13 protein-coding genes are annotated in these 15,455 nt (G+C 37.9%); 12 read left to right on the forward strand and 1 reads right to left on the reverse strand.

The genetic code is table 11. The annotated features are described in order from the left end of the window. The first annotated feature begins 96 nt into the window (after window positions 1-96). From QH639_RS08030 to QH639_RS08040, 3 genes are read left to right on the forward strand one after another with little or no spacing between them, the layout of a single operon-like run. Window positions 97-1,644, forward strand: coding sequence for a Ppx/GppA family phosphatase (locus QH639_RS08030; protein ID WP_281115941.1), 1,548 nt, complete (start codon window positions 97-99; stop codon window positions 1,642-1,644). Continuing rightward, complete coding sequence (locus QH639_RS08035; protein WP_237899420.1) at window positions 1,641-3,797, forward strand: RNA degradosome polyphosphate kinase; 2,157 nt, start codon at window positions 1,641-1,643, stop codon at window positions 3,795-3,797. The genes QH639_RS08030 and QH639_RS08035 overlap by 4 nt, the downstream gene beginning before the upstream one ends. Window positions 3,798-3,826: 29 nt before the next feature. Then, window positions 3,827-5,833 carry a GGDEF and EAL domain-containing protein gene (locus QH639_RS08040; RefSeq protein WP_259419909.1) on the forward strand — a complete coding sequence of 669 codons (2,007 nt, stop codon included), beginning with the start codon at window positions 3,827-3,829 and terminating at the stop codon, window positions 5,831-5,833. A gap of 45 nt (window positions 5,834-5,878) precedes the next feature. Here the strand turns inward: QH639_RS08040 and QH639_RS08045 are convergent, their stop codons facing one another. Further along, window positions 5,879-6,490, reverse strand: a complete 612-nt coding sequence (locus tag QH639_RS08045; protein WP_131521695.1) for a TetR/AcrR family transcriptional regulator — start codon at window positions 6,488-6,490, stop codon at window positions 5,879-5,881. 235 nt (window positions 6,491-6,725) lie between these two features. Here QH639_RS08045 and QH639_RS08050 point away from each other — a divergent pair, with 235 nt between their 5' ends. From QH639_RS08050 to QH639_RS08090, 9 genes are all read left to right on the forward strand, one after another. After that, window positions 6,726-7,619, forward strand: a complete 894-nt coding sequence (locus QH639_RS08050) for an NAD(P)-dependent oxidoreductase (RefSeq protein ID WP_131521694.1) — start codon at window positions 6,726-6,728, stop codon at window positions 7,617-7,619. Between the two features lie 15 nt (window positions 7,620-7,634). Further along, window positions 7,635-9,155 (forward strand): CoA-acylating methylmalonate-semialdehyde dehydrogenase, encoded by a 1,521-nt coding sequence (locus QH639_RS08055; RefSeq protein ID WP_259419908.1) that lies wholly within the window; start codon window positions 7,635-7,637, stop codon window positions 9,153-9,155. Between the two features lie 63 nt (window positions 9,156-9,218). Beyond that, the gene (locus QH639_RS08060) at window positions 9,219-10,535 is read left to right on the forward strand and encodes a GntP family permease (RefSeq protein ID WP_131521692.1); all 1,317 of its coding nucleotides are present in this window, start codon (window positions 9,219-9,221) and stop codon (window positions 10,533-10,535) included. 12 nt (window positions 10,536-10,547) lie between these two features. Continuing rightward, window positions 10,548-11,309 carry a 3-hydroxybutyrate dehydrogenase gene (locus QH639_RS08065; RefSeq protein ID WP_281115942.1) on the forward strand — a complete coding sequence of 254 codons (762 nt, stop codon included), beginning with the start codon at window positions 10,548-10,550 and terminating at the stop codon, window positions 11,307-11,309. Window positions 11,310-11,324: 15 nt separating this feature from the next. Further along, window positions 11,325-12,509 carry an iron-containing alcohol dehydrogenase gene (locus QH639_RS08070; protein ID WP_281115943.1) on the forward strand — a complete coding sequence of 395 codons (1,185 nt, stop codon included), beginning with the start codon at window positions 11,325-11,327 and terminating at the stop codon, window positions 12,507-12,509. A gap of 152 nt (window positions 12,510-12,661) precedes the next feature. Next, on the forward strand, window positions 12,662-13,429 hold the full coding sequence (gene fadH, locus QH639_RS08075; protein ID WP_036075751.1) for a 2,4-dienoyl-CoA reductase: 768 nt from the start codon (window positions 12,662-12,664) through the stop codon (window positions 13,427-13,429). Between the two features lie 63 nt (window positions 13,430-13,492). After that, window positions 13,493-13,732: a hypothetical protein gene (locus QH639_RS08080; RefSeq protein WP_048391979.1), complete on the forward strand. Its 240-nt coding sequence runs from the start codon at window positions 13,493-13,495 to the stop codon at window positions 13,730-13,732. 196 nt (window positions 13,733-13,928) lie between these two features. Next, complete coding sequence (gene cbpB / locus QH639_RS08085; protein ID WP_004224640.1) at window positions 13,929-14,369, forward strand: cyclic-di-AMP-binding protein CbpB; 441 nt, start codon at window positions 13,929-13,931, stop codon at window positions 14,367-14,369. A 68-nt stretch (window positions 14,370-14,437) separates the two neighbouring features. Next, window positions 14,438-15,325, forward strand: coding sequence for a transcriptional regulator CcpC (locus QH639_RS08090; protein ID WP_112117431.1), 888 nt, complete (start codon window positions 14,438-14,440; stop codon window positions 15,323-15,325). Window positions 15,326-15,455: the final 130 nt, after the last annotated feature.

Consider the following 15,455-nt stretch of genomic DNA (forward strand, 5'->3'; position numbering starts at 1 on the left):
TAAAGTCGGATGCCTGAATTAAGAGGGTCCGATTTTTTGTATATGTCCAAATAATATGAACAAAATAAATGGTAGATGCTTGAAGGATGTGATTATTTGAATGAATTAAAAACAGCTATTATTGATATCGGCTCCAATACGATCCGATTAGTATTATATCAATATGCTAATGAAGAGGGACTTCGTGAGCTTGGAAATATTAAAACGGTAGCACGATTGCGTACATATTTACAGCCCTCAGGAGAGATGTCTGATGAAGGTATTCAAGTGTTATCAGAAACTTTATTAACATTTAAAGCCATGCTTGAGGATTTTGAAGTAACAGATGTAAAAGCTGCGGCGACTGCGGCTATTCGACAAGCCACTAATCGAGACAAAATTATAGAGGAAATGAAAGAACGGACTGGTATCCAAATAGAGCTTTTATCAGAAGAGGAAGAAGCCTATTTTGGCTACGTTGCTGTTGCCTACTCCATGGGTACGAAATCGGCCGTAACGATCGATATCGGTGGGGGTAGTACCGAAATTACGCTGTTTGAAAATAAAGAAATTCAGCAATCACATAGTTTTCCTTTTGGGACAGTTTCTTTAAAGCAACGTTTTGTAAAAGGTGACATTATCAATAGTAGTGAGAAAAAAGAGCTTCTTACCTTTGTCAAAGAGCAGTTCCAAACACTCCCTTGGATAAAAAATGTTGCGCTACCTATTATCGCAATTGGTGGTAGTGCGCGGAATATTGCTCAAATACATCAGCAAAAGCATGATTACCCTATTGCCAGCGTTCATGGTTATGAAATGACAAAGGAAAATTTGGATGATTTAAGCTTATTTTTAGGGCAATTAAGCTTTCAGGAATTGAAACAATTGGATGGTCTCTCATCGGACCGTGCAGATATCATTGTTCCCGCATTAGAGGTATTTAAAGTGTTGATGGAGGTAGTTGGTAGTGAGACTTTCCAACTGACAAAGCGAGGTTTACGTGAGGGACTCATTATTGAACGGATTTTGCAAACAGATACGCAGGCATTTGATAAATATAATGTCTTTGAAGGAAATGCTAGAAGCTTAGCACGGCAGTATGGTCGGAGTGAAATGGAAGTAGATTATTTAATGCATTTAGCAGACCAATTGTATCGTGAATGTTGTCATTTAGGCTATTTGCAATATCATCCAGATGATTTGCATTTATTGGCAAAAGCGGCGAAGGTTTTTAATATAGGAGAGTATATCGAATTAAGCTCTTCAAGCCAACATACTTTTTATTTAATTGCGAATCAATCTATTGATGGTTTAAATCATTTAGAACGAGTAAAACTAGCACTTCTTGCCTCTTATAAAAATAAAGATTATTTCGAACGATTTGCTGCTCCATTTGCTACATGGATGAGTCGGGAGGAACTTCGTAAAATAAGAGATTTCGGAGCGCTATTAAAATTTGTCTATGCATTAAATGTTTCAAAACGCAACATAGTACATGCTATTGAAATGCACACCGAAGAAGATCATGTTCAGCTTAATATTTATGTAAAAAAAAATGCCGCGGCTGAAAAGTATCAAGCCAATCGACATAGAAAGCATTTAGAACGTGCATTAAAAATCCCAATGAAGATCAATTTTATTGAAGAAGGGTGGAACAATGGATGACAACTGAAGTAACGAAAAACGAGCTACATGGGGAAGAATTTTCCGAAAACTACAATCTATTGTTAGAGGAAATTGCAAAGCCTCAATATTATAATAATCGTGAATTAAGCTGGCTTGCCTTTAATGAGCGAGTGCTAGAGGAAGCAGAGGATATTAATAATCCTCTGCTCGAGCGTTTAAAATTTTTAGCTATATTTAGTTCCAATCTAGATGAATTTTTTATGGTACGTGTGGCAGGCTTACAGGATCAGGTACGTGCTGGTTTTCATAAGCCTGAAAACAAATCTGGCTTAACGCCGAAGGAACAGTTGGCCAAAATAGCAGAACGCACACAAGCATTAGTGCGACGACAAACTGAGGTATATAGACATTTAATCTATGATTTACTACCTCAACAAAATGTACATATTGCGGATATGAAAGATTTAAATAGCAAGCAAAAATCATTTATCAATGAAATGTTTGCAGAAACTATCTTCCCTGTTTTAACACCTGTTGCAGTGGATGCCTATCGTCCTTTCCCAACTTTACTTGGTAAAACTTTGAATTTACTAGTGCTGTTAGAGCAGGATGAGTCAGATCTTGAAAGTCGTGAAAAAGTGGCGATTGTCCAGGTTCCATCTGTGTTAGATCGCTATATAAAAGTACCGTCCGAAGAAGGAAAGACAGTTGTAGTTTTATTGGAGGATGTGATAGTAGCGCATATTGAAAAGCTGTTTTATGGCTATAGCGTAAAATCAGCACAAGCCTTCCGCTTAACAAGAAATGCAGATTTAACTATCCATGAAGAAGGGGCTCGAGATCTTCTTGTGGAGATCGAAAAAGAGCTGAAAAAGCGAAAATGGGGTCTAGGAAGCCGTTTAGAAGTTCGAGTTGGAGAAATGAACGAGGAAGTGCTGCAATACTTACTAGATGAATTCGAAATAGAAGAATCTGATGTATTCCATATTGATGGTCCTTTGGATTTAACGTTTATGTTCTCTTTTGTGAAAGGTATTTCAGTAGGTCGTGAGCATTTAGAATATGAAAGCTTTATCCCACAGCCACCTTTAGATTTACAGTCTGACGAAAATATTTTTGAAAAAGCACTTCAACAGGATATATTTTTCCATCATCCATATGAATCTTTTGCCCCTATTGTTGATTTTATTTCTGAGGCCGCTGTCAACCCGAATGTGCTGGCTATAAAACAGACATTATATCGAGTAAGTGGGAATTCACCGATTATTCAAGCGTTAAAGCTTGCCGCTGAAAACGGTAAACAAGTAACGGTATTAGTGGAGCTAAAGGCTCGCTTCGATGAAGAAAACAATGTGCACTGGGCAAAACAATTAGAACAAGCAGGTTGTCTTGTGATTTATGGGATGAATAATTTAAAAACACACTCAAAAATCACGCTAGTCGTTAGTCGTCGTAACGGCAAAATTGAACGTTTTGTCCACTTGGGTACAGGAAATTATAATGATGCTACTGCAAAAATCTATACGGATATGGGCATAATAACGACAGATAAAGAGTTTGGCATTGATGCGACAAATTTCTTTAACTACTTAAGTGGCTATACAGAAAAGCCAACCTTTAATCATTTAGTCGTTGCTCCATTTGATATACGAGATGAATTTATTCGTTTAATGGATGAGGAAATTGCCTGTCATAAAAAATATGGAAATGGTTTTATTCGTGCAAAAATGAATTCATTGACAGACAAAGATTTAATGATGAAGCTTTATGAGGCATCAATTGCTGGTGTAAAGGTCGAACTTATTATTCGTGGTATATGCTGTATTAGACCAGGAATCCCAGGTATTAGTGAAAACATTACCGTAACAAGTATTGTTGGTCGTTTCCTTGAGCACTCTCGTATTTATTGGTTCCATCATAATGGGGAAAATAAAGTATATTTATCCTCTGCGGATATGATGACACGCAATATGATTAAACGTGTAGAAATTTTATTCCCTGTATATGCAAGTGAAGCAAAAACTCGTATTATTGACATAATGAATGCACAATTAATGGATACTGCCAAAGCCCGTATTCAAGACTCTAATGGTAAGTATCATTATAAAGAGTTTGATCGTAGCGAAGATCCATTAAATAGCCAGGAAATTTTCTTGAAGGATGCATTAAAGCCTACGCTAGACGAAGAATAGAGCAAACACGCTACTTAGTGAGGGATAGAATGAAAAAATGTAGAGAAAATGTAGCGCCATTTGCAGAATATCAACAGCTCATGCAACTAAATCCATTTGATGCAATCATTTGTTTGAGACAAGTTGATAAGACAGTGTTTGAGGTCGTTGAATTTAATGAAAAGCTATCGTCAATGATTGAGTTGGAGGATATAACAGCCAAAAACGCTGAGAACTTTTTTACTAAGCAATGCTGGCTGCAATTGTCGGGATTTCTAATTGAAGAAATCAATAAACAGCATACTCTTAAATTAGGTAACGGTCTTCAAGAGAAAACATTTGTGCTTCATGTTCAGCACTTTTCTGAATCAATAGTTGCCATTATTCTTCGAGCGACATCATTTGAAGAAAATCCCTATTTACAGTTCATTGAACAACATATAAGTCCAGTGTTAACGACAGATTTACAAGGTCGAATAATTCATCAAAATATTGCTGCTACTGCTACACTATCGAGAGAGCAGAACAGTCTAATTGGACTAGATATTTTTTCATTACTAGAAAGTAAATATCTCAATGAATTTAAACTATTATTTACCAAAACAATCGAAGGTTCAGCGTTTGGCATGCCTAAATGCTTATTGAAAGGTGATTTACTAAGTAAGGAGCCCTTTTATTTAAGAACGCATCCAACCTATTATAATGGTGAAGTTGTGGGTGTCCACCTATTTGTTAAAGATGCTAATTCATTTATGAATGATCATGAAGCATTCTATTACCTAGCACTAATGGATGAATTAACAGGTATTTGGAATCGAAAAGCTTTTAAGGAGCATTGGCTACAGCATTTAAATGATAAAAAGCAAGAGCATAAGCAAGCAGCTCTTATTTTAGTTGACATTGACCGTTTTAAAAAGTTTAATGAATCCCTTGGAGAGAGCAAGGGAGATGATTTGATGCGTATGTTTAGTCATAGGTTACGGGAGCTTTGCTACTCAAAGTGTTCGCTATATCGATATAATAGTGACGAGTTTATTTTTGTGCTAAAAGATGCAACCATCCAAAAAATTGAACGAACTGCAAACTTGATTATGGACGTATTAAAACAGCCATTTATGATAGATGGACAGGAATATTTTATTAGCGTATCGATTGGGATTTCACTTAGCCCAGCAGATGGTAAAGATATCGAGACACTTGTACGGAAAGCAGATAAAGCTTTATTTTCTGTCAAAGAACATGGTCGTTCACATTACCGCTACTACCGTGAAGATATGACGGCCATTTTTCCAAACGAAGCATTGATGGAGGCACATTTACGTCGAGCAATTGAATTTAATGAGCTAAGTCTCCATCTTCAACCGCAAATGGATTTAGCAAATAATAGCATCGATAGCTTTGAAGCATTATTACGATGGAATAACCGTAAATTTGGTTTTGTCTCACCAGCACAATTTATTCCTATTGCGGAAGCCTCAGGGTTGATTATTGAAATCGGTGATTGGATTATTGATGAGGTATGCCGTTACCAAAAAGAATGGCAATCGAAGGGATATCGTCCTGTACGGATTGCAGTCAATATATCCCCAAAACAGTTTAGAAAAGAAAATTTTGCCCGAAAAATTAAAACAGCTTTAAAGACATATGGTGTACCACCTGAATTGTTAGAAGTAGAAATTACTGAAAGTTCTATGACAAATGTTCATGAAACATTTTCGATTCTTACAGAACTGAAGCAATTAGGTGTTTATGTGTCTGTGGATGATTTTGGGACAGGCTATTCCTCATTAAGTTATCTCAAGCGTTATCCGATTGATATTATTAAAATTGATCAGTCATTTATTGCAGATATAGCAAAGGATGATAAAAATGAAGCCATCATAAAAGCCATCATTTCGATGTCTCATAATTTAGGATTAGAGGTCATTGCTGAGGGAATTGAAGAACCAATACAAGTCGATTTTCTCAAACGCCATCGTTGTCAAAAAGGGCAAGGCTATTTGTATAATAAACCATTACCAGTTGAAACAATTGTACAACAATATTTTGTAAGCTAGAAAACGGTAGCACTTTCATCACAAAATAGATGAAGTGCTACTTTTTTATTTGCCGTTTTTAAGACCGTTTAAGACAATTGCTGTAAATTGCCCCATCTCAGAGGCTAGGTCAAAGTCTTCACTATGTATTAACCAATCATAGACATTGGCACGCATACAGCGCTGAATAAGTGTTTGTATGGTAGTAGCAGAAACATCTTGTCTAAATTCTCCTTGTTGAATACCTTCCTCGATATATGTGTTCATTATCTGAAAAATCTTACGTTGTGGATTGATTAAATAATGATCCTGTTCTACTTGGTTTGTCATAGCAGCCGTATACACTGTACGTAATAAATCCTTTCCCACAATATTTGTTAAATAGTTCATTTGCTCTTGATACACTAATAGTATTTTTTCACTTGCTGGTAATGTGGAATCAATATTTTTTTCAACTGTACGATAAAAATTATCAAGCTCCTTAAATTTTTCTAAAATAACATCATATTTAGATGGAAAATGTGTATAAAATGTCCCCTTTGAAACATTACATGCCTTCGTAATTTGTTCAACAGAAACATGTTCATAACCATGCTTGTTAAATAAAGCTAAAGAAGTTTTCAATAATTTTTCACGTGTTTCTAATGCCTTTTTCTGTCTGCTTGTGAGCGTTTCCATTAGCAGCTAATACCTCCTATATAAAATATTGTAAAATATCTTTTGTAAAAAATATTCTGAAAATATTAGTTTTTTAATTGACGAGATGGATTTCGATTGATTATGATTTAAATGACCGAAGTCAATGACTGCAGTCAATGAGATTATCTCGTTATTAATGTTACTTTAAAAAATGAAAGTTGGCTAGTAGATCATCAAGTTTTCTGTTGTATTTTCAAGGAATGGGGAGGTCACAATGAAGGAAAAATTAGGCTTTATTGGCTTAGGAAATATGGGTTTACCGATGGCTATTAACTTATTAAAAGCAGATTATCAGGTATATGGTTTCGATACGAATACGAAAGCAATGGAACAATTCACAGCTGCAGGTGGTTTCGCCCTTGAGACAGCTCTGGATATCGCGAAGCAATGTGATGTTATTATGACAAGCTTGCCTACCCCTCAGGTTGTAGAATGGGTTTATCAGTCAGAGCAAGGAATTTTACAACATGCAAAGAAAGGGTGCCTACTGATTGATTTTAGTACTGTTAATCCCGAATTGAATGATACGTTACATACAGAAGCTATAGCTTCGGGATTACGTTATTTGGGAGCACCTGTCAGTGGGGGTGTCATAGGGGCTATCAATGCGACATTAACTATTATGGTTGGTGGTGACACAGATGATTATATAAGTGCTAGCGAAATATTCAGAATAGTCGGTAAAAATATTTATCATTTGGGCACATCTTCAAGTATAGGAACGCGAATTAAATTACTCAATAACTTAATGATTGGCTTTTACACAGAGGCAGTCGCTGAAACGATTGTACTTGGCGAAAAAATGGGTATTCAGGCAGACACGCTCTATGAAGTATTAAACAATAGTTATGGGCAAAGCCGTATTTATGAACGTAATTATTTGGAATATATGAAAAATGATAATTATGAGCCAGGCTTTTCGACAAATCTACTATTAAAGGATTTGAAGTTAGCTAAGGAAATGGCGGATGAAGCAGGCGTATCGCTGCGAATCGGCGAAAAGTTAGTGGATCTTTATAGTGAAATTGCTCAGCAGGGCTATGGAGAAAAAGATATGTCTGCAGCTTATTTAAGCTTAAAGGAAACATGTAAACTAGAACAATTTTAAGAGGAGGAAATGGATATGACAACAGCACAAGAGGTTAAAACATTAACACATTTTATTGGTGGCAAATTGGTTGAAGGAAAAAGTGGCCGATTCGGTTCGGTATTTAACCCAACAACAGGTGAAGTCATTGCTAAGGTACCCCTTGCAACAATAGAAGAAACACAAGATGCAATCGAGCAAGCTCAAGCAGCATTTCCAGCTTGGCGTGATACTTCAGTGGCTAAGCGTGCAGAAATTGTACTAAAGTTCCGTAACCTTATCACTGAAAATATGGAGGAACTATTAAAAATCATTTGTACTGAAAGCGGTAAAACGATTGAAGATGCTAAAGGTGAAATTACACGAGGACTTGAATCTGTTGACTTAGCCATTGGTGCACCACACTTAATGAAGGGAGAATACTCTGTAAATGTTGGAGGTCAAATAAATGCTTATTCTGCAAAATATCCATTAGGGATTGTGGCAGCAATTTCTCCATTTAACTTCCCTATCATGGTGCCTCTAGCACAAACGAGTATGGCCATTGCTGTAGGAAATGCGGTTGTTTTAAAGGCATCAGAGCGTGTGCCAATGACAGCATTGTATGTTAGTGAGCTTTGGAAGAAGGCGGGATTGCCTGATGGTATTTGGACAGTAATCAATGGTGATAAAGATGCGGTCAATGAACTTTTAGAAAACCCAGCTGTGCAAGCGATTTCATTTGTTGGATCAACACCAGTTGCAAAATATATTTATGAAACTGGATCAAAATATGGAAAGCGTGTTACAGCGCTTGGTGGGGGTAAAAATAATATGGTTGTAATGCCTGATGCCGACCTTGAACAGGTAGCCAATGCCTTTATTGGAGCAGCATATGGGGCAGCCTCACAACGTTGTATGGCGATATCTACCATTATGCCTGTAGGAAAGGATACTGCAGATCGTCTCGTGGAGATTCTGAAGGAAAAAATCGCGAATCTGAAGGTTGGCCCTTATACAAATCCTGATTCAGATTTTGGCCCTGTTATTTCTCAACAATCAAAAGAAGCAATTCTTACTGCAATTGATCGAGGGGAAGCCGAAGGAGCTTCAGTAATTTGTGACGGACGAGAACTTGATATTGTCAAAGAGTCTAAAGGGTTTTATGTAGGGCCTACATTATTAGATCATGTAAAACCAGGCATGGAAGTTTACGAGCAAGAAATATTTGGTCCAGCTCGCAATGTTGTTCGTGTAGATTCCTTAGAGGAAGCTATTACACTAATAAATAAGCATGAGCTAGGTAATGGTGTCACAATCTTTACGAATGATGGATTAGCAGCTCGAAAATTTACAACAGAAATTGATGTTGGCATGGTTGGTGTCAATGTACCAATTCCAATTCCTGTTGGCTACCATAACTTTGCAGGCTTTAAAGGCTCTCGTTTTGGTGAGGGGCATATGTTTGGTCCAGACCAAGCACGATTCTTCACAAAAACTAAAACAATTTCAGAGCGTTGGATGGCTGGTAATGCCTCTTCAGCATCCACATTTGCATTCCCAAGCAATAACGACTAATAAAACCTAGAGCTGTAGAGTTATACAGCTCTTTTTCTAAAAAAGGGGATGGGTGGGGTGTAAATGTTAGCGTATATTGGTCTTTTTGGTAGTTTAGCATTATTAGTTTATTTAACAATGAAGGGTGTAAATCTACTTATTTCAGCACCGTTAACTGCGCTGTTAGCAGCCTTAACAAACGGTCTTGCATTTTTTCCTCAAACAGCTGATAAAGATCAGGCAAACTTTCTAACGAGCTATATGGATGGGTTCACCGGATTTGTTGGTTCATGGTATTTAATGTTCATGGCGGGTGCCATTTTCGGTAAAGTCATGGAGGATACAGGCGCTGCAGATAGTGTCTCAAAATGGATTGTAGAAAAAATAGGGGTGAAATATGCCACATATGCTGTAGTTTTAGCTGCAGCAGTACTCACATATGGTGGTGTTTCAGTTTTTATCGTAGCCTTTTCTGTTTATCCAATGGCTATTAGTTTATTTAAACAAGCAAACTTTCCACGACGTTTTATTCCTGCTGCACTGGGCCTAGGTTCTGTCACATTTACGATGACATCAGCAGGCTCACCTGAGATTCAAAATTGGATACCAATTCCATATCTTGGTACAACTCCATATGCAGGTTGGCAAGTTAGTATTGTCGTGGCTATTTTTATGGCCGTTGGTGGCTCGCTTTGGCTGAATTGGATGATTAAACGCGCTGTTAACAAGGGGGAAGTTTTCATTGAGCGCTCTACCGATCCAGTAGCTGATGCAACACGTAAGCTACCGAGTCCCCTTTTGAGTCTTGTACCATTATTAGTTGTTTTAGTCATTTCTTATATTTTCCATGATTCACTTGGAACCTCTGCTTTAATTGTAGCCTTAACTAGTGGCTGTATCGTGGCTTATTTAGTGAGTTACAAATATGCAAAGTCAGTTGGTGCAACATTAGCAGCAGGTGCAATGGGTGCTATTATTGCCATTGCAAATACGGCGGCTGTTGTCGGTTTTGGCGGGGTAGTAAAAGCAACACCATCCTTTGTTGCAACTGTTGATGTAATGACCAATATCCCTGGCAGTCCGCTAATTGGAGGAGCCTTAGCCATTGCGGTTATTGCTGGTTTAACAGGTTCAGCATCAGGGGGACAAACAATTGCAATGCCCTTACTAGCACCGCATTATATCGAGATGGGTGTAGATACAGAAGCGTTGCATCGGACAATCGCTATAGCATCTGGTTCGCTAGATTCATTGCCACACGGAGGATATGTGGTGACAACCATCAATTCAGTATGTAATGAAAAGCATAAGGATGCATATATGCCATTTGGAGCCTTGACGGTTATTATCCCTATCATAGGTACAATACTTGCAATCATATTATTCTCATTAGGGATGTAGGAGGGATGAAGTATGCAAGGAAAAACGGTTTTTATTACAGGGGCAGCTCGTGGTATTGGTCTTGCTATGGCACAAGCATTTGCTGAGCAAGAGGCTAATGTTGTAATAACAGATAAAAATGAACAGCTTCTTGAGGAAGCCGTCGCACAATACCCCTCTTTAACTTCCTATATATGTGATGTGACAGAAGAACAAGCCATAAGAGAAGCCATTGATTTTACGATTCATAAATTCTCAACCTTAGATATTTTAATCAATAATGCAGGATTTCAACATGTGTCGCTTATTGAGGATTTTAAGACAGAAATTTTTGAGTCAATGCAAAAAGTGATGGTCGTTGCTCCCTTTGTGGCGATGAAGTATGCGTTACCACATATGAAGAAGAATCAATTTGGTCGTATTATCAATATGGCCTCCATCAATGGCGTCATTGGGTTTGCTGGGAAGGCAGGATATAATGCAGCAAAGCATGGTGTGATTGGGCTTACTAAGGTAACGGCACTAGAGGTGGCGACAGAGGGAATTACGGTAAATGCTATTTGTCCAGGGTATGTTGACACGGAATTAGTACGTAATCAGTTTATGGATTTAGCACAAACACGGGGAATTCAAGTGGAAGAAGTTCTTGAACAAGTGTTATATCCACTTGTACCGCAAAAACGTTTACTTGATGTCTCAGAAATTACAGGACTTGCATTATATTTAGCAAGTGATGTAGCAAAGGGGTTAACCGGCCAGGCCATTCTATTAGATGGTGGCTATACAGCTCAATAGCTTAGGAGGGAAAATATGATTCAAACAAAAACCATCTTTACTGTTCATTCACCAGGTACGATTGTATATGGTCGAGATTCATTTGAAGAAGTAGGAGAGTATGCGAAAAAACTAGGTTCAAAGGCATTAATCATTAGTGATCCAATTATGGACAGTTTAGGCCTTATCAAGAAATGCCATACACTGTTAAAGACCCAAGGGATAGACGTCGTTTCATATATAGGGGTGACAACTGAGCCAGATGATACGTATGTAGCAGAGGGATTGCAGCTTTTACAGAAAGAAAACTGTGATGTCATTATTTCTGTTGGTGGTGGTAGCTGTATTGATACGGCGAAGGCGATTGCAGTAGTGGCTACAAATGGCGGCTACATAGGAGATTATATGAAAATGGCAAAGGTTGCAGCTAATGCACCAATTCCACACATTGCGATACCAACAACAGCAGGTACAGGCTCTGAAGCAACAGATGCCACTGTTATTACCAATACAAAAAGTGATGTGAAAATGATGATTAAGCAACCAGCTTTTATGCCCACTATAGCGATTGTTGATCCTATATTAACCATTACTTCACCTCCAGCAATTACCGCAGCAACTGGAATAGATGCATTGAGCCATGCCATTGAGAGCTATTTATCGCGTTTAGCTCACCCTTATTCGAATGTGCTCGCCTTATCTGCTATGGAATTAATTGTGAATAACATCGTAAGGGTTTATGAACATGGAGATGATGTTGATGCTAGGGAAGCGATGTCGTTGGGTTCGATGCAGGCAGGGCTGTCATTTTCAAATGCTTCTGTTGCCCTTGTACATGGAATGTCTCGTCCGATTGGGGCACTTTTCCACGTACCACATGGCATCTCCAATGCGATGCTTTTACCAGCTGTACTAGACTATTCAAAAGACGCTTGTATAGATCGATTGGCAGATTTAGGACAATTTTTTAATAAAACAAAAGAACGTCTATCGCAAGAGGAGCTTGCGCAGCTTGCTATTACGTCCATTAAAGATATGTGTCAGTATATGAAAATTGGCAATTTAAAGCAGTGGGGAATCGAGGAGCATGCTTACTATCAGGCCATTCCTAAAATGGCTGAGGATGCACTTGCAAGTGGAAGCCCTGGTAACAATCCGAAGATACCCACTTTAGAAGAGATAATGGAGCTATATAAAATTGCCTATACGTATGAGTTTTAATGATACTGGAGAGCTATTCAATCGAATGAATGGCTCTTTTATATTTTCTTAGAAAATAAACTCGCATTCTATAGAATTAATATGACATATCCGAGAATATATAGTAAACTTTTAGTGAATCATCATTCATTTTTAACAAAGGGGGAAATGGAATGTTGCAAGGAAAGACGATTATTATTACGGGTGGATCAAGTGGCATGGGGCTGTATATGGCAAAGCAGTTCGTGACTGAGGGAGCTAATGTTGTCATAACAGGTCGTAACGAAGAACGATTAGCAGAGGCAAAGAAATTTATAGCGGAGGCTGGCCCCTCAATTGAGACATTCCAAATGGATGTACGAGTACCTGAGCATGCTGAGGCTATGCTCGCATTTGCTATTGAAAAATTTGGTCAAGTTGATGGGCTTGTGAATAATGCAGCAGGTAACTTTATTGTACGTGCAGAAGATTTATCACCGAACGGCTGGAAGGCTGTCGTAGATATTGTATTAAATGGTACATTTTATTGCTCTTCAGTAGTAGGCAAGTATTGGATTGAACATAAGATCAAAGGATCTATATTAAATATGGTAGCGACGTATGCTTGGAATGCAGGAGCAGGTGTGATCCATTCTGCTGCAGCAAAAGCAGGGGTACTATCATTGACGAGAACGCTAGCTGTTGAGTGGGGGAAACAGTATGGGATTCGGGTTAATGCTATTGCACCAGGTCCAATCGAGCGTACTGGTGGAGCCGATAAGCTTTGGGAATCAGAAGCAGCGGCAGCTCGTACACTAGATTCTGTTCCACTAGGCCGAATAGGAACACCAGAAGAAATTGCTGATTTAGCTACATTTATGATGTCTAACAAAGCAAGTTATATGAATGGAGAATGTGTAACTTTGGATGGTGGGCAGTGGCTCAATCAATATCCATTCTAAAAATGTTTGCATAACGAATAGCTGGGTTGACGCATACTAAGGGTAAAGAAAGGAGTTTTGCCGATGGGTATGTGGTTAATACCAGCAATTATTGCCATTGTGATCATTTCTGCTATTTCGTTTGTCTATACGTTAAAAATAGCTAAAATGACTTCTGAACGGAAATCTGAAAATGATACCCCTATTTCAGAAACGGTTGAAGAATATGCAACGATGTTGAACCCAATTGTTTGGGTCTATGCAATTTTTTTACTTTTTTTAGGGATCATGATTTTTTACTACTGGAGTAAGGCTGGCTATTAGTTAAGAACCATCTTCATTCGGTCGTGAAAAACTTGACTGGATGAAGATATTCTAAGTTTTTGCTGTAAAGGCTAAAATAATTCATTGTTCATGAAAACTCTTCTCGGCCTGGTCATGGTCATACATAGAAAAGTTGTGATATGATGAAAGGGAAGGACTGTTCTACACAGTGAGGACAGAAAAGGAGAAGAAGTTCATGATTTCAACTAACAGCAAAGACTTATTAGCAATGCCAATTAGTGATTTTATCATTTCCTCTGAAAAAGTTGCGCATGTACAAAGTGGAAATAGTGCGGAACATGCACTCCTTGTACTAACACGTACAGGGTACTCGTCCATACCTGTATTAGATTTGAAATATCGACTTCAAGGTTTACTTAGCATGAAAATGATTACCGAATCGATTCTTGGACTTGAGCATATTGAATATGAAAAGCTACCTGATATTAAGGTTGACTCTATTATGGAAAAAGAGATCGCTGTATTAAAGCTGACGGATACTTTCCAGCGTGCTTTGGATTTAGTTATTAACCACGCCTTTTTATGTGTAGTGGACGAAGATGGTACATTCGCAGGGATATTAACAAGACGTGTTATTTTAAAGCAATTGAAAAAATATATTTATCAAAAAGAGTAGTAGCTTAAGAGGGAACTCAGATGAAAATCATGAGGCCCTCTTTGCTTGTATTGGAGGTTTACAGATTGATGGCAACAGAGGCAGAAATTTTAAAAATCTTAGCTGAAGAACGCAATATGCGGAAAGCAGCAGAACGTCTATTTTTATCCCAACCAGCCCTTTCACAACGATTACAAACGATTGAGAAAGACTGGGGTGCACAATTATTTATTCGCTCACAAAAAGGTTTAACAGCGACACCTGCTGGTGAACAAGTTATTGCTTATGCAAAGGAAATGCTAGCCAAAAAGGAAGAAATTTTTGAAACGATTCAATCCTTAACGACAAAAGTAAACGGGACATTGAAAATTGCTTGCGCATCCATTGTTGGGCAGAACTGGCTACCAAAAATCTTGCAGGATTTTGTGTCCAAATATCCAGAGGCTAAAATATCACTGATGACGGGATGGAGTTCTGAAATTGTGAAAGCTCTTTATGAGGGCGAGGCACATGTAGGTATTGTACGAGGCCAAGTTGACTGGAAAGGAGAAAAGATCCACCTTTTCAGAGATACTCTTTATTTGGTGGACAAAGAGGTTAAAACAATTGAAGATGTGTTAAAGACAGACCGTCCATTTATTCAATATAAGAGTGATTCCAACTATTATCAAGAAATTCAACAATGGTGGCAGCAGCATTTTGCTTCAAATCCAAGAAAACAAATTTTAGTGGATCAAATTGAAATTTGTAAGCAAATGGCTTTAAATGGGATCGGTTATGCGATCTTACCTTCTATTACATTAAATGACCATGATGCCATTCATAAAATTCCTCTATCAAATGATGAAAAAGAGTTTGGTCTTACACGCGATACTTGGCTAATTGGTTATGAATCCTCTTTTGAATTAAGACAAGTAGAGGCATTTGTTGAAGTAGTGCAGGATCATGCACGATGTTTGTTTGATTATACTAAATAGAATATCAGGCAGCTCTAGGTTGTTTTGGAGTTGCCTTTTTGCATTGTAGAATTCTTAAGAGTTTATGAATATTAATGAAGATAACATAAGAAATGGAACAAAATGCAATATAAATCGTATAATTATGTAA

The organism is Lysinibacillus sp. 1 U-2021 (assembly GCF_029916965.1).
Taxonomy (GTDB): Bacteria; Bacillota; Bacilli; order Bacillales_A; family Planococcaceae; genus Lysinibacillus; species Lysinibacillus capsici.